Origin of the sequence: Flavobacterium sp. LB2P53 (assembly GCF_003970305.1) — a bacterium.
In the GTDB taxonomy this organism is placed as follows: domain Bacteria; phylum Bacteroidota; class Bacteroidia; order Flavobacteriales; family Flavobacteriaceae; genus Flavobacterium.
Window position 1 is genome coordinate 219,434 of the sequence record NZ_RYDG01000005.1, and the last position, 18,748, is coordinate 238,181.

An 18,748-nucleotide genomic window follows, 5' to 3' on the forward strand; every position below is an offset into this window, starting at 1 on the left:
TCAATATAAATCAGTAGCTTTACAGTATTATGAAAAAGAATGTTTTAATAAGCGGAGGTTCGGGATTTATCGGAAAAAATTTAACTGCTTTGTTGGTCGCAAAAGGGTATACAGTTTCCATTTTGAGTAGAAGTGAAAAGCGTAATACAGAAGCTGTGTTTTATTATAAGTGGGATGTAGTAAATCACACTATTGATGAAGCGGCAGTTTTGAACGCCGATTATATTGTACATTTAGCTGGCGAGAATATTGGGGAGAGGCGCTGGACGGCCAAACAAAAAGCGGCCATTATTGATAGCAGGGAGCAATCTGTTCAGTTGCTTTATACGGTTCTAAAAAAGCATGATAAAAAAGTAGAAGCGTTTATTTCCGCTTCGGCAGTAGGCATTTATGGTGCTGTCAATGGCGAAGAAATTTGTTCAGAAACCATGGCTCCTGCCAATGATTTTCTAGGATATACCTGCCAGAAATGGGAAGATTCCATAGATTTTATAGAAAATTTAAATATACGTACCGTAAAAATTCGTACTGGATTAGTGTTAGGAAAAAATGATGGTTTTTTAATGAAACTCACTCCTTTATTCAAGTATCGGTTAGGTTCTGCATTGGGATCTGGAGAGCAGTACATGCCTTGGATTCATATCGATGATTTGTGTGCGATCTACTTTCAGGCAATTGTCAATCCCAATATGGCTGGGCCGTATAATGCAGCGATTACTGATAATACTACAAACACCGTTTTTTCTAAAACCTTGGCATGTGTTTTTGGATATTCAATATGGTTGCCAAATGTACCTGCTTTTGTATTGAAATTAGCGATGGGGAAAATGGCGGTAATTGTACTAACGGGACGAAGGGTTTCTTCGGATAAAATAACTCAAACTGGGTTTAAATTTAAATTTAAAAATTTAGAAGGAGCTTTGAGAAATTGTTTAACAAAATAGATTTAATATAAGACACAAATGATTTTTGTGTTCACATTTTTGGATATTTTGCTGCGAACAATGAACGGAATTTTAATCTTGAAATCATCCGTATTTAGGGGAAATGTGGCATATAGCTCAATTCCCTGATCTACTTTTTTTAAGGTTCCGTTAAAAAGGAGCCTTTTAGTTCTTCCACGAATTGTTATTTTTCCATTTATTTGATATTCTCCTACAGTAGTATTTATGTTTTTTAAATCGAATTTAGCAATTTTCCCTTTAAAAATGGCTGTTGGAAAACGGTTGCTCTCCATATAATTATTGTTAAAATGTTCTTGCATCATTTTTTTTTTGAACTTAAAATCTTTGATGCTAATCCAACAAATGATCTGACCTGTCTTAGTGATTAAAATACAGGTTGTTTTCTCGTTGATTGCGTTCACTTCTTCAAATAATGGGATTGAAGCCTCAAAATTAATGATTCCGGAATAGGATACCATTTTTTCTTGAGCAGTGGTTGCTATTACAGTAAAGAGCAGCATTATTTGTATAATTTTTTTCATAATGATTTATGAATTAAATTACTTAAAGTTACAAAATAAGCAGTAAATATAAAATTATTGTTTGCTTGAAATAACAACTGGATAAGTTAATTTATCTGTTCTTTTTTAATAAGAAATTAGAGGTTTATTGTCCAAAAGAACAGCTGGTCTTTTGGATAATAAGTGTTTGCAACATTATAATTCTACCCGAACATTATATTTTTTTATATTTTCTAGTGCTTTTTCTGAACGGTAATCAAACGCTTCTTTATGGAGATTTTTTTCTTCTTTTAACGCTATTAGTTTGATGCAATTATAAAAACGGCGTACTTCATTGAGATTCGTGAGGATCAATCTGGGAACAAGGGTACTGTTGCCTTCCTTATCTTTGGCAACCATTGTGAAATAGGAGGAATTACAATGTTTAATTTTTCCGGTTTGAATGTTTTCGGCTTCTACCCGAATGCCAATAATCATAGAGCTTTTCCCTACATAATTCACGTTGGCTTTCATGGTTACCAATTCACCCACTTCAATAGGTTTAAGAAAGTTTACCGTATCTACCGATGCCGTTACGCAGTAATTTCCTGAAAATTTTGAAGCACAGGCAAAAGCAATTTGATCCATTAGGGATAAGATATACCCACCATGAATCTTGCCACTGAAATTAGTGTTTGAGGGTAACATCAATTCTGAAATACTAATGTCAGATGATGCTACTGTTTTAAAAATGCTGTTCATTTATTTGATTTTAAAGGGAGAATTAACTTTCTTGACATTAGTAATAAAATAGTGTGAATCGCCCCACCATGGATATGTTCTATAACGTTCCATATAAGTTACTTGGACATATTGTCCTTCAAATTTTTTTAAATCCGTAATTACTTTTTCCGCACTGTCCATTACCGAAAAAGAAAAAATTTGCGCACCGGAAATGCCTTGACTAATTTCGCCCTCCCAAGTTTTGAATACAACTCCCTTGCGACTCACTTTTATTAATTCGCCGGAGCGAACTCCTTCACTGTACGTGGCATTGTATATAAAAGTGAAATAACCCGTAACAGTTACTACAAGCAATACGGAAAGGATTAGTATAAATTTTTTCATTAGGATTTAGTTTAAAGTTAATTTTAGTTTTTTTCGGCTCGGTTTATAATGCTTTCGGGAAGTGCTTTTTTCGCTTTAGCGCCCATTTTTTTTAATTTTTCGACACTCACAATTAGATTTCCTTTTCCTTCTACAAGTTTATTCATCGCACCGCTGTATTCTATTTTGCTCTCGTCTATTTTTTTTCCAATTTTGATTAGGTCTGCCACAAAACCTTCAAATTTATCATACAATGCGCCAGCTTGACGTGCAATTTCGAGTGCGTTTTCCTGTTGTTTTTGATTGGTCCACATGCTGTCAATTGTTCGCAGGGTAGCCAGAAGAGTTGCTGGAGTAACAATGACAATGTTTTTCTCGAACGCTTTGTTGTATAAAGACGTATCCTCATTGAGTGCCATGGCAAAAGCAGGTTCAATAGGAATAAATAACAACACAAAATCAGGACTTTCTATTTGGTACAAATCATGGTAGTTCTTATTGCCAAGTTGCTCTACGTGGCGTTTGATGGAACTGACATGCTCTTTTAGATAGGCAATTTTCAGTAGATCATCTTCTTCATTGATATATTTTTCATACGCCGTCAAAGAAACTTTAGAGTCAACGATCATTTTTTTACCCTCCGGCAGATTGATCACAACATCAGGAAAAACACGATTTCCATCTTCGGTTGTAAAGGCTTGTTGCACCTCATATTCACGGCCTTTCTCCAAACCTGATTTTTCAAGAACGCGTTCTAATACTAATTCGCCCCAATTTCCCTGCATCTTACTGTCTCCTTTCAAAGCCTTAGTTAGGTTAATAGTTTCCCTGCTCATCTGGATATTCATTTCGCGTAAGCCCAGAATTTGTTGGCGTAATGCCGCATGATAATCAATACTTTCTTTGTGGGTGTCTTCAACTTTTTTTTCAAACAATTGAATTTTATCCTGTAATGGTGTCAGGATATTTTTCATGTTTTCCTTGTTCTGTTCCGTGAATTTATTGGACTTTTCTTCTAATATTTTATTGGCAAGATTCTCAAATTCCTTGGTGAATTTTTCTTGTAGTTTTTCCACTTCTTCTTTTTGTTCTTTGTTGCGTTCCCAAAGATTCTCAAAATCAACTTCTTTTTTTGAAAGCTGAATGGCTAAACTGTCTTTTTCGTTCCTGATGCTTTCTTTTTGGTAATGGGTGTTTTCTAGTTGCTTTTCAAAAGTTATTTTGTCTACAATTAGTTGTTCTTTCAGTTGATTGAATTGGGTGGAAAATGCAATCAGTTTTTCTTCTAAACTAATTTTTTCCGATTGAAATCGAGCAGAGAAAATGAGCTTGCCAATGAAAACACCAATCGCGAGCGCAACAATAAAAATCAATAAAAACGGAAACATATCTGACATAGAATTTCTTTTTGTAACGTTGTAAAAATAAACAAAAGTTTCCTGATTTTCTTTCGGAAATCAAAATACTAATGCAAGTTTTTTTATAGAAAGTTATTAATTTTGATGACTCAAACAGGCGGAGTTTTAAAAACATATTAGATAAAAAAGCCAGATTTCAAAAATGAAATCTGGCTTTTTTGAATACTGAAATTAGTCGTTTACTTTTTTACTAATTTATCTTTGAAAACTACTTTAGTACCATTGGAAAGGGTATAAATATAAATTCCTACCGGTAAATGAGCCACATCAATTCTTGTTGTGTTATCGCTGTTAAAACCTTTTAATTCAATTGGAACTCCCACCGATCTTCCTTGAATATCATAAATAGTTAGCTTCAGGTCTTTTGTGTTTCCGGAATTAATTACGATAGTAAAGGATTCTGAAGCAGGATTTGGATACGTAACTACTGTTGATTTAGTAGTCGAAATCAAATCATTAGTTGATAAGGTGGTATTCGTTTTAAGTTGGAAACGCGCAATGACCGGCCCATGATCAGAGGTGGTGTTGACATAATTAGCCACATCCAGTCTCGGGTCGTAAACTGTTGTTGAATTTGGTACATACTCTGCCATTAATTCATTTGAAATGATAATATGGTCTAAGAAACCTCCAGAAGACAGGTAGCTGAAAGCTCCCGCTTTGCTGATTTCTAAAGTCAAAGGGTTGTAACGGGCCGTATCCTCAACCATTTTTTGGTACGAGGATGGGTTACCTGCAATTACAGATTCGTCGACATCATCGTTATAATCTCCTAAGAGGATTAAATTGGCCTCTGGATAATTGACATCTAAACTGTCTTTCAACAATTCAGCGTCATATTTCCTCATATTGTATCGTGCGATATCGCTGCCACTATTTGCTCTGGCGTGAATGTTAATGATTTTTATGTCTTTTTTTACACCGCCAATATTAGTTTCAATTTCAACCATTTGCGGTAAGCGACCAGAGGAATAAAAACTAGCGCTATTTCCGCCCGGGTAATTGGGTAAAGTTGCATTTCCTGCACGAATATCATCAAAAAGTTTGCTGAACAGTACTCGACTCTTTTTTACTGAGCTTGTTTGAGTATTGTAAAGAACCACTAATTTTTGAGCAGGGAAGTCAGGTGTAGGCGCATTGAAAGAATAGGACCAAGCAGGAGAAATCACTTTGGCAAAAGTTTTTCCGTTGATGCTTATTTTTTGGATTAATGTCTCTAAAGCCGCATCATCTGAAATCTCTTGTACGGCATAAACATCAGCATTCAACGTATTCATGACTTTTGCTACATTTTCAATTTGTAGCGCATCATCAGTTGGACCAAATTCAGTTCCCGTTGAACCGATTACATTGCTTCCAAAAAATTCTACGTTGTACGTTACGATGTCAAATGTTTCTGTTTTAGGTAATGAGGATCCTGATAAAGATCCAATTTCTTCATTTAATCCGGTTCCAACAGCGGTCAAACGACCTGAAATACTCAATGCTTTTGAGGAAGGGAAAAAACGTGCATAAATTATTTTCCCAGCAACTCCGTCAGCAGCTGAAACCGCTACACTGGATTGAAAATTACTGTTGTCAACAGACAACTGGTAATCAGCAGGAGCTGTAACAGTGATATCGCTATAACCACCAGCCATGAAAACAAACGACTGGCTTGTTGATGCGGTATTTGGTGCTACTTCTCCAAAATTAAAATTAGGATTTGAAGCTAAAAATGACGCTTCATTAGATATTTTCACATCATCAACAGTCCATTCGGCGCTATCCGTACCGCCGGAAGTTGCAGCCTCATATACCCAGGCCACATAAGTATGATTGGTTTTATAGGCCTCGAGATTGATATATTGCGATTGTTTGAAAGTTCCTGTAGTACTTGGAAAATCGCCTTCAAGAACCGTCCAAGTGGCTGTTTCCGGGGTGCTTTTGCCATCATAATCTACTGAGACCATTAATTTAAGCGGTGTTCCAGCGAAAAATTTACGCGAATAAAAAGACAATAATGGGAATTTATCAAAAGTGTCCAAACGTAAATTAGGAGAAATTAACCAATCTTTACTGGCACCTGTTTCTGAATATCCATTCATTTGTACAGCAGCAGGAGAACTGTTGAAACGGGTAGTTGTGCTCACCCATTTACTCTTGCCTCCTGCCACACTATATTCTGTCCAACCACTGTTTGTAAGTACATTTACATCATTAAAATTTTGAAAATAAGGATTTATTCCTGTTCCTGATAAAGACACCGTCTTTGTAGAAGCGCCAGTAGATTCATGAGTGATTTGACCTGAAAAAAGACCAGTTGTAGTAGGTGTAAATCGTACATAAACTGTAGGTGTTGTATTGTTATTGAAATCTTGGGAAGCAAAAACCAATGCCGTTTGAAAACCAGTACTTTGATTTTTAGAAATGGTAAAGTTTCCGGATGTTGTCAGGGTTACTGCTCCAGTAAGATTAAGCGCTTCAATCTGGTAGTTTATTGCCGTTGAACTGAAATTTTGCTCCACAAAATTAAAATCTAATGCAGCTTTAGTAGTCGACAAAGAGGGAACAAGAACGCTGGAAGTTGTTATGTTTAATAGATTGCTTTCAGTTTGAGTATTACCAGTTGCATCTTCAGATATAGAATATAAAACATAATCAGTGCCTAACGATAATCCCGTTATGGTTTTTACAGACTCAATCGCGGCGTCCTTAATTTCCAGGATACCGGATTGTAAAGCGGGTGCATTGGTCGCATTTGTTCCTGCTTTTATTTGTGCACCGCTTGGGGTTGCACTTCCTGAAGGCAATAGCACAAAATAGGTTTTTCCGGGCTCGTCTAGTTTAGTCGAAAAATCAAATCCATCAGAAAGAATGCTGCTTATTTTTGGATATCCCACGGCATTTACAGGAGCTGTAACATCATTTATCACACTAATGTCATCAATGGCAAATGAGGGACGGGAACCACCGCCTGAAACTTGTCTTGAAATCCATCGGATCTGAACTACGTCTTTATTGTCGCATTCTATTGGCAGTACAACTTTTATTTTTTGAATGTTTTGCCCTATTGTTCCTGAAGTTTGTCCTGTTGTACCGCTCGAATACACCGTTGGGGATAAAGTAATAAAAGCATCAGCGGTGCCCACTCTGTATTGCAGGACGAACTCGTTGATCCGCGTATTAGAAGTTCCGTTATAGGGATTACGAATCACCATGGCATCATATTCTACGGTAATTCTAGATTTACCAAGTGTTTTGAAAGCAAATCCTAAAGTTAAATCCAATGAACCGGTATTTAGAAAACCAATTTTTCCATTGTAATTATGGAAATTCCCGCTCGTTGTTGCAGCGGTACTACTGGCCACTAATGGTTTGTCTGCAACAACTGCAGCTGCGGTATTAAATGTACTTCCCGGTGCTGTACTGGCTGTCCAGCCCTGAAATCCGGCGGGATATGTAGCAGAGGCTGCATCTAAAGTTGAAAAATCCTGTAAAAAAAGTAAATCTTGAGGAGCTGGCGCAGTTCCTTGGGCAAAAACAGAGGCCGTAAAGCAATAAAAAAAACTTAAAAAAGCCAGGATATGGCACAAATGGTACTTGTTTTTCATAGGTTTACGATTGAATTAGGAGTCAAAAATAACATTTCTTACGTTAACAGAATATTATAAATTCGTACTTCAGATTGTTTTTAAAGGAATTTATTATAAAAGAAAAGAGCTTCAGTAAAACCCAATTGTTCGCTTTTTTTCAATACGATGAATTCTTATTTTATCCAGTTTTATATTTCCTTCGATTTCAAAAGCTATACTTCAGAATTTATATTTTTGGGTGGATTTTAACTACTACTGCATACTTCATCTGTCAGTCGGCTTTTTCAAACCTAAAGCAATTGTTTTTCTGCAATCTGTATTTTTAAAGTTAAGATAGCAACTTGTTGTAACAGTTCATCATTTATCCAAAGTAATTCTATTCGTTAATAAAATATTTAGTTTACACCAATAAATGTTTTCGGTTTTACTTTTTTAAACCCATTAAAAACTAAGCTATCTTTGTGCCAAAACAGAAAGTATAACATGTCTCATTCGCACTTTATCATACACAAACCATACGGCTATCTGAGCCAGTTTATTTATGAGCTCAAAAGGAAAAAGAAACTGCTGGGTGAATTGTACGATTTTCCCAAAGGAACGATGGCAATAGGACGTCTTGACGAAGATTCAGAAGGGTTATTGTTGCTGACCACGGACGGAATGATGAGCGAAATCATTAGAAGCAAAAAAGTCGACAAGGAATATTATGTACAAGTTGATGGTATTATTAATCAGGATGCCATTCAGCAATTGCAAAAAGGAGTCGAAATTGGTTTTAATGGCACTAAATACATCACTAAACCGTGTACTGCTTTTTTGATAAATGAAGTTCCCGCTTTTGGTGCCAGAGGGAAAAAAATACGGGACGAACGCCATGGTCCAACTTCCTGGGCTTCAATTACTGTCAATGAAGGAAAGTTTCGCCAAGTACGAAAAATGACCGCAGCGGTTGGGTTTCCTACCTTGCGATTGGTTCGAGTGCGGATAGGAAATGTTTTTTTACATGATTTACAGGCGGGAGAAGTTGTGGAAGTGTCTGATTTTGCAGTCCTTTCAAATGAAAAATAACAATAAAAAATACAATAGTTACAATGTTAAATATCGTTTTAGTAGAACCCGAAATACCAAATAATACCGGAAATATTGGCCGATTGTGCGTAGGAACCGAAAGCCGGTTGCATCTAATTCATCCTTTTGGTTTTGTGATCAATGATAAAAATCTAAAGCGTTCTGGACTCGATTATTGGGTGCATCTTGACGTTACCGAATATCAAAATATAGCCGAATGGAAAGTGCAGATTCCGGATTTGTCCCGCGTTTTTCTGATGAGTTCCCATTCTAAAAAATCGTATTTAGAAAATGATTTTCAAGAGGGTGACTGGTTGGTTTTTGGCAAAGAAAGCAAAGGGTTGAGTGAAGCTGTTTTAAACGAATTCCCCAATCATCTGACAATTCCTATGGCACCGCTGATCCGGAGTTTCAATATTGCTAATTCCGTGGCTTTTGTCATTGGCGAAGCAAAAAGACAAATAGGATTGCAGATTTAAGAAATAATAAACTTCCCTTTTTCAGCATCAAAAACAATATGCTCATCTTTGAACAGCGTATTGAAAGTTCCTTTCATAATCAAATTACAAGGTTGGTCCTGAACGACGGTTTCCGGAGTCATAATGATCATTTCATCACTTAATTGTATGGCCATTTCAATATCATGTGTAGAAAAAAGAATGCATTTTTGAGTTTCCGCTGTAAGTTTTTTTAGGAGTTTAAACAACACCACTTTGTGTAATAAATCTAAATGGGTCGTGGGTTCATCCAGAATGATTAACGGTGTGTCTTGTGCTAAAGCCCTTGCGATCAGAACGATTTGTAACTGTCCGTCACTGATTTCGTAATGTTTTTTTGAGACCAAATGACCAATTTGTGTGAGTGCAATTGCTTGGTTAATTTTAGCAATATCAGTGTCGGTTAATTTTCCAATCCAATTGGTGTACGGTTGCCTTCCTAAAGCGATGAGTTCCCAAACGGTCAAATTACTGGGCGGTAATTTTTCAGTTAAAACGATGCTTAAATTTTGTGCCAAGGTTAACGTATCCAGCTCTTGAATATTTTTGTTATTCAGCAAAGCAGTTCCTGAAAGGGGTTTCTGAATTCCGGTTATGGTTCGTAAAAGTGTAGATTTTCCAATTCCGTTAGCGCCTATTAAGGTAATGAGTTTTCCTTTATCTAAGTTTAAGTTGAGGTTTTCGGCAATACAAATAGCCGCACTTTTAGTTTTGTAACCAATGCTCAAATTGTTTGTTGAAAGGATGTTCTTAGTGGTACTCATTTTTCTTTTTTTGGAAAATTTAAACGTCGATTATATCGATTTTAAAAACAAATATAAATATAGGCACGCAATTTTTAATATTATCCCATCATTTTTCGTTTTCGGACAATCAGCCAGATAACTATAGGCGCTCCTAGTAAGGAAGTGATGGCATTTATTGGCAATGTGATATTCGTACCTGGCATTTGGGAAATTGCATCGCAAATGAGCATTATTGCTGCTCCTAAAAGGAGGGTGCTCCAGTACAATATAGAATGGTTGCTGGTTTGAAACAGTAATTTTGCTATATGTGGTACGGCTAAACCAATGAAAGCAATAGGTCCAGCATACGCAGTAATGCTTCCCGCCAAAATACTCGTTGCAATAATGATAATCAATCGTGTTCTTTTGAAATTCAGTCCCATACTTTGGGCATAATTCTCTCCTAAAAGCAAGGCATTAAGTGGTTTTACGCTGAATAGGCTTAATAATAATCCTATAACTACGCACACTGTCAAAATCAAAATCGAGGACCAAGAAAGGTTCCCTAAAGATCCCATAGACCAGAAAGTGAATTTTTGCAATTGTTCTGCCGAGCTAAAATAGGTCAGTACGCCCACCACAGCACTTGTAAAACTACCAAACATCAAGCCTACAATCAGTATGGTCATCGTGTCCCGCAAGCGTCTGGAAATTACTAAAATGGCAAGTAGAACGATAGAACTGCCAAGGGTAGAGGCAAGGACGACTCCGTAAGACGACAGTAAAATACCACTTAGAAATGGAGGTAATAATCCCGCACCCAAAATTACAAAGGCAACTCCCAGACTCGCTCCTGAACTCAACCCTAAAACATAGGGACCAGCCAGCGGGTTTCTAAAAAGGGTTTGCATTAATAATCCGCTGATCGAAAGTCCCATTCCCACTAAAACCGCAGTGATAGCCTTAGGTAAGCGGTAGTTGATGATAATGTATTCCCAAGTTGATCTGCTGGACTGACCACCGGTTAAACTCGTGTACACCTCCCGAAAAGGAATTCGTATCGAACCCAAACTGATGTTCAGAAAAAACAAGAAAAGAAGCCCTAAAGCAAGAGCGGAAAATAAAAGGATATTTCGGTTTTTATTGGCCAACTTAGTTCAGTTTTTGTGCAAAAGTAAAAGTATAATTTGGAAGCAATTCAGGGTGAAAAATTTTGATGTAGTCTTTTAAAATCAAATCCGGTCTGCTCGGTCCTGTTTCATAATAAATGGTTCCTCCTGTTGCTCCTAATTTGCTTTCGAAAGTATAAATATTTTTGGTAGAAAAAGCGTTAAACTGACTGTAATGGGGATTGCTTTTTTCTAATTCTGACAGGTTTTTAAATGACCCGGAAGCAATCCAGTGAGTCGCATTTTTTGCTTTATACAATACCTGTTCAAAAGAAAGTGCCTGGCTTCCTGTTCCTTCCAGATTTGCCCAGAGATACGTTGCTTTTGCATCTTTCATGAATTGTGCCACCCAGCTGTTTCCCTTGGCAACAAACCATTGATCTTGATACATTGAGCCATACAATACAGTAGATTCAGGCTGTTTGTCTGCAACTAATTGTACCGCTTCCTTGTAGTCTTTTGTAATCTGGTCAAAAAGTATTTTAGCTTCTTTTTCTTTGCCAAAAAGAGCGCCATAAAGTTTGAGCCATTCTGCTTTTCCAAGAGGAGATTGTTCCATCCAGTCGCCTTGAATCATGATTTTCAATCCGCTTTTTTGTAAGTTTTCAATCATCGGGTTGTTATTGTCGATGCCAAAAGTGACAATCAGGTCAGGAGCGATATCGATGAGTTGTTCCATGTTTAGCTTTTCATTTTGCCCCACATTTTTGACGGAACCCTTGCCAATTAAACGACGGGTTTTCTCAGAAGATACGTAATCAGTATGCGGAAAACCAACTAATTTGTTTTCGGCACCAATCATTTCCAGGAAAGGAATATTGGTTGTTGAGGTAACCACAATCGTTTCTAACGGCACTTGAATTATGAGGTTTTTTTGTAAAGTATCGGGAATAACAGCTCCTTTTTCTTTTAAGATATAAGTGAAGTCTGTAGCAGCATTTGGCCATGGATTACTCACTTTTACCAGCGAGTACCCTTGATATTTGTAAATAGCCAGACCACTTGCATATTCAATTTCGTTGTTAGCGTTACTTATTTTTAGTGTTGCAGGGTTTTCGTTTTTTTTGCAACTGACGAATGATAAAAGTGCCACCGCAAAAAGGATTTTATAAAGATAAATTTTCATGATTCCATTTTCAATACTGGCAAAGGTAGGCCATTTATAAAATTTATTGTTTAATTTTTATAGTAAAAATTTCAACAAATACTATCTTTGACAAATGGATAGCCTAAAGATTAAAAACTGCTCCAGTTGTACAAAACCTTTTAACTGCGGGGACGATTTTCAAGGTAATAGCTGTTGGTGTGCTGATTTTCCTCCTGTTTTTTCTCCTTTAGATGGTGTGGATTGCCTTTGTCCCAGCTGTTTTGCTACGGCTTGTTCGATTAAAATTGAGGAGTATGTGGGCACAATAACCCCGGAAACGGCTAAAGGAAATAAAGCAGCAACTTTGCCTAAAACGGATCAGCTAATCGAAGGGATCGATTATTATATTGCACAAGGCAATTACGTTTTTAAGGCTTGGTTTCATTTAAAAAGAGGACATTGTTGTACTAATGGTTGCCGCCATTGTCCCTATGGATTTAAAAAGAAGTAGCATGATATATTTGATAACAGGTGGAGAACGCTCCGGAAAAAGTAGGTATGCTCAGGACCTGGCAATGGAACTTTCGGCCAGACCCATGTATGTGGCAACCGCCAGAAAATGGGATGGTGATTTTCAAAAGCGAATTGATCGTCACCAACAAGAACGTGACGAGCGCTGGATAAATATCGAGAAAGAAAAACAATGGAGCGAGATCGATTTTTCCGGTAAAGTAGCCGTGATTGATTGTGTGACCCTTTGGTTGACTAATTTTTTTGTAGACACTAAAAATGATGTCGCTTTATGTTTGGAACAAGCCAAAGCCGAATTTGAACAAGTGGCCAATCAGGAAAATACAACCGTTATTATTATCACTAATGAAATAGGCATGGGCGTACATGCTGAAACTCAAATTGGTAGAAAATTTACCGAATTACAAGGTTGGATGAATCAATATTTAGCTAAAAATGCGGATAAGGTGATTTTGATGATTTCTGGAATTCCAGTTACCATAAAACAATAAAAGATGAATTTTGTAAGTTCTTGGAGCGGAGGAAAAGACAGCTGTTATGCTGTGATGAGAGCTAGTCAAAACGGTTTTATTCCAAAGGGATTACTCAATATGATGAATGAAAACGGGAAAGTTTCCCGCTCACACAGATTGCCGTTGTCTGTTTTGAAGCAGCAAGCCTAAAAAATGCAGGTGGCTATTGAATCACTGTTTGTCCAAACTTTAAAAGTACTCAAAAACATCGTATTTCAAGATGAAAAACTTAGATGAAATTATAAAATCGCGCCGAGATACCCGTCATTTTACCTCGGAACCAGTCCCTGAATCTGTTATTGAAAAAGCATTACAGGCCGGTCATTATGCTCCTTCTGTTGGATTGACGGATGCTACAAAGTATTACCTCATTAAATCAGATGTCATAAAAAAATCCATAAAAAATTTATTTTTGGATTTTGATAAAAAAGCAGCGAATCAAACTGACACGGCAGTACAAAAAACGCAGTATCAAGCTTTAAAATTAGAGGCAATAGAGGAAGCACCGCTTGGATTGGTGATTTGTTATGATCGTTCGGTTTTGAATAATTTTACCATCGGCACCGTGGGAAGTAATGAAGCCATCAAATTTAGTGCGGTTTGTGCTGCGCAAAATATTTGGCTTTCCCTAACCGAACAAGGGTATTCCATGGGCTGGGTTTCTATTTTGAATTATAGTCAGTTCAAGGAATTATTGGGTTTGGGAGAAAATATGGAGCCTTTAGGGTATTTTTGTGTGGGAAAACCAGCTACTGATTACGACAACCAACCCATGTTACAGCAATTGAATTGGAAACAAAAATCAGAAAGTCCATCTGTCGAAGAAATTACGAAAGTGCATCAAAAAGATAATATTTCGGTGCCGGAATTTAAGACTGCAATTCTAGATACAATCCATTTATCTGAAGCACTGCAGTATAAAATCGATCAGAAGACCAAGCCAACAGGTTCATTGGGTGTTTTGGAAGTTTTAGCCAAACAAATTGGCGAAGTTTTTCAAACATTGGAACCAAAAATTTTAGAACCTACACTTGTTGTTTTTGCTGCAGATCACGGAATTGCTGCCCACGGTGTTAGCGCTTATCCACAAGATGTTACCAGACAAATGGTGGCTAATTTTCTGGACGGTGGAGCTGCAATAAATGTGTTTTGTAAACAAAATTCCATCAAATTAGCCATAGTTGATGCAGGAGTAAATTATGATTTTTCGATGACGAGTACTTTGATTTCGGCCAAAATTGCCAAAGGAACCCAATCGTTTCTGCAGGGTCCTGCAATGAGTCTTACCGAATTGCAGCACTGTTATACCAAGGGGAATGAAATTGTTACCGCTATTGCCAAAACGGGAAGTAATTGTATTGGTTTTGGAGAAATGGGTATTGGGAATACATCAACTGCTTCAGTTTTGATGAGTGTAATTACTGGAATTGCAATTGAAGACTGTATCGGAAAAGGAACGGGAGTTAGCGATGAAAGACTACTTCAAAAACACCGGTTACTCAAAAAAGCTATTGAGGATTATCAAGGCTCGCCAACATTAGAAGATAAGTTAGCTCATTTTGGTGGCTTTGAAATTATGCAAATGGCTTCTGGAATGCTCACGGCACATCAAAACAGAATGCTGCTTCTTGTAGATGGATTTATTTGCAGTGTGGCTTTTTTGATTGCCTATAAAAAAAATCCACTGATTCTAAAAAATGCTGTTTTCTGTCATTGTTCTGCAGAACAGGCGCATGCTAAATTATTGGATTATTTAGGTGTAAAAGCCTTGCTCCAACTTGACTTGCGCTTGGGCGAAGGAACGGGTTGTGCGGTGGCTTTTCCAATTATTCAATCGGCAGTTGCTTTTTTTAATGAAATGGCCAGTTTTGACAGTGCCGGTGTGAGTACAAAATAATAATTTTTTCAGTCCAAATTCATAAATAGAGCACTAAAAACGACATAAAATCCAGATTGCATTCACATGAAAAAAGAACTACACATATTTTTTACCGCATTGATGTTTTACACCCGAATTCCCTGTCCTAAAAACATCGATCATAACTCGGATTATTTAAACAAGGCATCTCGTTATTTTCCTTTAATTGGTTGGATTGTAGGTACTATTAGTTTTATAGTCTATGATGTATCGGTTGGTGTTTTTACCCCTGAAATAGCGATTGTTCTCTCGATGATTGCTGGAATCCTTACTACCGGTGCTTTTCATGAAGATGGTTTTGCTGATGTTTGTGATGGTTTTGGTGGGGGTTGGACCAAAGAAAAAATCTTGGTGATAATGAAAGACAGTGCCATTGGAGCTTATGGCGCCATAGGTTTGGTACTGCTGTTTTTATTGAAGTTTCAGGCTGTTTCGGAGGTGCTTAGTCCTTCTTCAGCAAAGAATTTATTGTTATTTGTTGCAGCACATTCCGTGAGTCGTCTGGCAGCCATTTCTATTGTTTTTACGCATCAGTATTCCCGTGAAGATGCTTCGAGTAAAAGCAAGCCCATTGCGCAAAGTTATTCCTGGCGTGAGGTGATTGGGGCGTTCTTTTTTGGGTTGTTACCGCTTATTGTTTTGTCTTTTTTTCATTGGCAAATGCTGTTGGTGTTAGTGCCGGTTTTTATCACCCGCTTTTTTCTGGCTCGTTATTTTCATAAATGGATAGACGGCTATACGGGGGACTGTCTTGGTGCAACACAGCAAGTTTGTGAAATTATATTCTACTTATCTTCTATTGCTTTATGGAAGTTTATTTAGTACGCCATACCGAAACCGTTTGTGAAAAAGGAATTTGCTACGGACAAGCTGATGTGGCATTGTTGGAACCTTATGAACAACAATTTGAAGCCATAAAAGCACAAATTCCTGCTGAAAGTATCGTGTACTCTAGTCCGTTGAATCGGTGCGTGGAGTTGGCAAACTTCCTATCATCAACAAAAATACAAATGGACTCCCGGTTAATGGAAATGAATTTTGGTGATTGGGAATTAAAAAATTGGGATAGCATTCCTGTTATCGATTTGACCCCTTGGATGAATGATTTCGTTCATGTTCGTGTGCCAAACGGGGAGTCTTTTACAGACCTCCATGATAGAGTTAGCGATTTTTTAGATAATGGACTTCCTAAAAAGACCATTAAACCTATTGTGATCGTGACCCATGCCGGAGTGATTCGAAGTATTTTGTGTAAAATTACAAAGTTGCCACTACGAGATGCGTTTCAAAATAAAGTGAACTTTGGAGCGGTGATTAAAATTGAAGTATAAAATTGAGAATAGTGTAGGATAATAACGTAATATAATTTTATCTTTGCCACCGTAATGAGGTTGCTGTTTTGTTTTTCATACCAGCATTAAAAGGGAATCAGGTAAGCGATTACAGATTTCAGTATTCAGATTAGAGAGTTTACATCCTAAATCAAGAATCCTAAATCAAGAATCAAAAATCCTGGGCTGTACCCGCAACTGTAAGCTATAAAGCTTGTTGTTATCTACAAAACCACTGTTCGTCTTTGCGAATGGGAAGGTAAACAACAAGACGCGAGCCAGGAGACCTGCCTGTTACATCGAGTATCAAACTTTCGGGAAAAAAGGTTTGGGTATGGGTAATTCTATGCTTTTCTCCCATTTATAGTCATGTGGCAGTACCATAAAACTGCTATTAAATGTTTCAAAATGAACAAGAAAATCGTTCGTATTAGTGCGCTCTGCGTGCTGATGACTTCGTGTGCTTTCGCACAACAAAAAGACACCATTGCATCCACAAATCAATTGGATGAGGTCGTAATTTCCGATTCTAAATTTGCTTTGCCAAAAGAAAAGTCCGGAAAAGTAATCGTAAAAATTACAGCCGAAGATTTAAAGAGAAGACAAGGGCAAACTGTAGCTACCATTTTGAGTTCAGTAGCCGGAATTGAAATCAACGGAAACCAAAGCCGGAATGGAAAGGATTTAGGGGTTTACATTCGTGGGGGACGAAATCATCAAGTGCTAATTCTTATTGATGGCGTTCCGGTTACCGATGCTTCTGGAATTAGCTTATCGTATGATTTGCGCTTGCTGCCCGTTGAACAAATAGAAAGTATTGAGGTGATGAAAGGCGCTTCAAGTACTTTATACGGATCAGGTGCCGCTGCCGGAGTTATTAATATTACGTTGAAAAAAGCCTCTAAAAAAGCGATTGCAGCAAATGCATACCTTAATGTGGGCACCCAAACGATTGCCAATCAGGAAAATTATAGCATAAATGACTACAGCCAAGGGATTGCTTTGAACGGAAGTGCTGAAAAAATTAATTATTATGCTTCCTTAAACAGTACCGAAACCACGGGAATTTCTGAGGCAAAATCACCTAATGACGCTGTTTTATTTGAAGCTGATCGTTTTTCCAGAGTGAACTCAGTGGTGAAAATTGGTTTCAAGCCAACAGCTAAATTAGATTTGGATTTCTTTGCAAACTACGATAAAATAAAAAGCGATTTTGATGCAGGATCTTTTGCGGATAACGATAAAAACGGCAGTGCCTCTGAACAATTTAGAGTTGGGTTTTCACCAAAATACAAATATAAAAAAGGAGAATTTGTAATCAATTCAAGTGCTAATTTAATTACAAGATCCATTTTTAATTATGGAACAATGTTGGATTATAAATCCAGAAGCGTCAATGCAGATGCGTTTAATAAATATGAAATTTCATCTGAATTGTTCCTGGTAACAGGTGCTCAATTTCAATTTCATGAAATGTCTAATGAAAGTCCGTATGAGGCCATTGCAAATGAATTGGCCAAATTTAATATGATTGATCCCTATGTGACGGCGGTTTACAGCTCTGAATTTGGGTTAAACCTGAATTTGGGAGCTCGTTACAACATGCACAGTAAATACGGAAATAATTTAGTTTACAATGTAAATCCTTCTTTTTCATTTCCTAATTTACCCTTGAAACTACTAGCTTCTTACAGTACGGCTTTTGTAGCCCCTAGCTTGTATCAATTGTATTCTCCTTATGGTGATTTGAATTTATCCTCAGAGAAAGATAAAACATTTGAATTGGGTTTTGAAACAACGATGATTGATAAAAAATTGGTTCTGAATGCTTTGGTTTTTCAAAGAGAGGAAGAAAATGCGATTGGGTTTGATTTAGTGTCTTACAAGTATTTTAATGTTGCGGGTCTAAATAAAGTCAAAGGGTTTGAGACCATGATTTCGTATGCTTTGACGGCTAAAATAAATTTGACTGCCAATTATGCGTTTACAGAATTAGAAAAACAATCACGAGTGCTGAATCCAAAACACAAAGCGAACGCCGCAGTTGATCTGCAAGCAACGCCACGTTTGGCTTTTAATGCCACATATCAATTTGTTTCGGATCGCTATTTTGAGTATACAACATATCCGGCACCCACTTTTGATCCGGTATTGAATTCTGAAATACTGAAAGATTACCAGCTGATCAACATGAATGTACGGTATGAGTTGATCAAAAATCGAATGAATATTTTTGCAGCAGCAGATAATATTTTAGATAAGGATTTTGTTGAAACAAGAGGGTTTAGTACCAGAGGACGAAATTTCAAAGTAGGTTTGAATATCAAAATGTAATACCATTGCATTATTCCATAAAAAAAGAGGCT

Annotated in this window: 18 protein-coding genes and 1 riboswitch; of the genes, 10 read left to right on the top strand and 8 right to left on the bottom strand. The window is 37.1% G+C overall.

Annotation, left to right across the window (positions count from 1 at the left end):
- Window positions 1-29 precede the first annotated feature (29 nt).
- On the top strand, window positions 30-944 hold the full coding sequence (locus EKL95_RS08550; protein ID WP_126455561.1) for a TIGR01777 family oxidoreductase: 915 nt from the start codon (window positions 30-32) through the stop codon (window positions 942-944).
- Between the two features lie 2 nt (window positions 945-946).
- On the opposite strand, the gene EKL95_RS08555 is transcribed toward EKL95_RS08550, so the two are convergent.
- The 5 genes from EKL95_RS08555 to EKL95_RS08575 form a co-directional block, all read right to left on the bottom strand.
- Complete coding sequence (locus EKL95_RS08555) at window positions 947-1,486, bottom strand: YceI family protein (RefSeq protein WP_126563963.1); 540 nt, start codon at window positions 1,484-1,486, stop codon at window positions 947-949.
- Window positions 1,487-1,660: 174 nt separating this feature from the next.
- On the bottom strand, window positions 1,661-2,206 hold the full coding sequence (locus EKL95_RS08560) for an acyl-CoA thioesterase (protein WP_126455565.1): 546 nt from the start codon (window positions 2,204-2,206) through the stop codon (window positions 1,661-1,663).
- Window positions 2,207-2,572 carry a 6-phosphogluconate dehydrogenase gene (locus EKL95_RS08565; RefSeq protein WP_126563964.1) on the bottom strand — a complete coding sequence of 122 codons (366 nt, stop codon included), beginning with the start codon at window positions 2,570-2,572 and terminating at the stop codon, window positions 2,207-2,209. It lies immediately after the preceding gene.
- Window positions 2,573-2,595: 23 nt separating this feature from the next.
- The gene (gene rmuC / locus EKL95_RS08570) at window positions 2,596-3,948 is read right to left on the bottom strand and encodes a DNA recombination protein RmuC (RefSeq protein ID WP_126563965.1); all 1,353 of its coding nucleotides are present in this window, start codon (window positions 3,946-3,948) and stop codon (window positions 2,596-2,598) included.
- A 200-nt stretch (window positions 3,949-4,148) separates the two neighbouring features.
- Window positions 4,149-7,562 (bottom strand): T9SS-dependent choice-of-anchor J family protein, encoded by a 3,414-nt coding sequence (locus EKL95_RS08575; protein WP_126563966.1) that lies wholly within the window; start codon window positions 7,560-7,562, stop codon window positions 4,149-4,151.
- Between the two features lie 465 nt (window positions 7,563-8,027).
- On the opposite strand from EKL95_RS08575, the gene EKL95_RS08580 reads away from it, so the two are divergent.
- Together EKL95_RS08580 and EKL95_RS08585 are read left to right on the top strand one after the other, a co-directional pair.
- Window positions 8,028-8,612, top strand: a complete 585-nt coding sequence (locus EKL95_RS08580) for a pseudouridine synthase (protein ID WP_126561754.1) — start codon at window positions 8,028-8,030, stop codon at window positions 8,610-8,612.
- A 23-nt stretch (window positions 8,613-8,635) separates the two neighbouring features.
- A complete protein-coding gene (locus EKL95_RS08585) occupies window positions 8,636-9,091 on the top strand; it encodes a tRNA (cytidine(34)-2'-O)-methyltransferase (RefSeq protein ID WP_126455575.1) in 456 nt (151 codons plus the stop codon).
- On the opposite strand, the gene EKL95_RS08590 is transcribed toward EKL95_RS08585, so the two are convergent.
- The 3 genes from EKL95_RS08590 to EKL95_RS08600 all read right to left on the bottom strand — a co-directional run bounded on the left by EKL95_RS08590 (window position 9,088) and on the right by EKL95_RS08600 (window position 12,129).
- The gene (locus tag EKL95_RS08590; RefSeq protein ID WP_126563967.1) at window positions 9,088-9,873 is read right to left on the bottom strand and encodes an ABC transporter ATP-binding protein; all 786 of its coding nucleotides are present in this window, start codon (window positions 9,871-9,873) and stop codon (window positions 9,088-9,090) included. The two genes, EKL95_RS08585 and EKL95_RS08590, sit on opposite strands and share 4 nt — an antisense overlap.
- Window positions 9,874-9,953: 80 nt before the next feature.
- A complete protein-coding gene (locus EKL95_RS08595) occupies window positions 9,954-10,985 on the bottom strand; it encodes an iron ABC transporter permease (protein WP_126460775.1) in 1,032 nt (343 codons plus the stop codon).
- A gap of 1 nt (window position 10,986) precedes the next feature.
- A complete protein-coding gene (locus EKL95_RS08600; protein WP_126563968.1) occupies window positions 10,987-12,129 on the bottom strand; it encodes an ABC transporter substrate-binding protein in 1,143 nt (380 codons plus the stop codon).
- Between the two features lie 94 nt (window positions 12,130-12,223).
- Between EKL95_RS08600 and EKL95_RS08605 the strand changes: the two genes are divergently transcribed.
- The 7 genes from EKL95_RS08605 to EKL95_RS08635 all read left to right on the top strand — a co-directional run bounded on the left by EKL95_RS08605 (window position 12,224) and on the right by EKL95_RS08635 (window position 18,716).
- On the top strand, window positions 12,224-12,601 hold the full coding sequence (locus EKL95_RS08605) for a DUF5522 domain-containing protein (RefSeq protein ID WP_126455583.1): 378 nt from the start codon (window positions 12,224-12,226) through the stop codon (window positions 12,599-12,601).
- A 1-nt stretch (window position 12,602) separates the two neighbouring features.
- Window positions 12,603-13,112 carry a bifunctional adenosylcobinamide kinase/adenosylcobinamide-phosphate guanylyltransferase gene (locus EKL95_RS08610; RefSeq protein ID WP_126455584.1) on the top strand — a complete coding sequence of 170 codons (510 nt, stop codon included), beginning with the start codon at window positions 12,603-12,605 and terminating at the stop codon, window positions 13,110-13,112.
- 3 nt (window positions 13,113-13,115) lie between these two features.
- Entirely contained in the window at window positions 13,116-13,283 is a 168-nt protein-coding gene (locus EKL95_RS08615; protein WP_126556250.1) for a hypothetical protein, read from the top strand.
- Between the two features lie 70 nt (window positions 13,284-13,353).
- Window positions 13,354-15,030, top strand: coding sequence for a nicotinate-nucleotide--dimethylbenzimidazole phosphoribosyltransferase (gene cobT, locus EKL95_RS08620; RefSeq protein WP_126556253.1), 1,677 nt, complete (start codon window positions 13,354-13,356; stop codon window positions 15,028-15,030).
- A 66-nt stretch (window positions 15,031-15,096) separates the two neighbouring features.
- The gene (locus EKL95_RS08625) at window positions 15,097-15,873 is read left to right on the top strand and encodes an adenosylcobinamide-GDP ribazoletransferase (RefSeq protein WP_126556256.1); all 777 of its coding nucleotides are present in this window, start codon (window positions 15,097-15,099) and stop codon (window positions 15,871-15,873) included.
- Complete coding sequence (gene cobC, locus EKL95_RS08630; protein WP_126563969.1) at window positions 15,858-16,382, top strand: alpha-ribazole phosphatase; 525 nt, start codon at window positions 15,858-15,860, stop codon at window positions 16,380-16,382. The genes EKL95_RS08625 and cobC overlap by 16 nt, the downstream gene beginning before the upstream one ends.
- 40 nt (window positions 16,383-16,422) lie before the next feature.
- Window positions 16,423-16,692: riboswitch (cobalamin riboswitch) on the top strand.
- Between the two features lie 98 nt (window positions 16,693-16,790).
- Window positions 16,791-18,716 carry a TonB-dependent receptor plug domain-containing protein gene (locus tag EKL95_RS08635; protein WP_233589396.1) on the top strand — a complete coding sequence of 642 codons (1,926 nt, stop codon included), beginning with the start codon at window positions 16,791-16,793 and terminating at the stop codon, window positions 18,714-18,716.
- Window positions 18,717-18,748 lie beyond the last annotated feature (32 nt).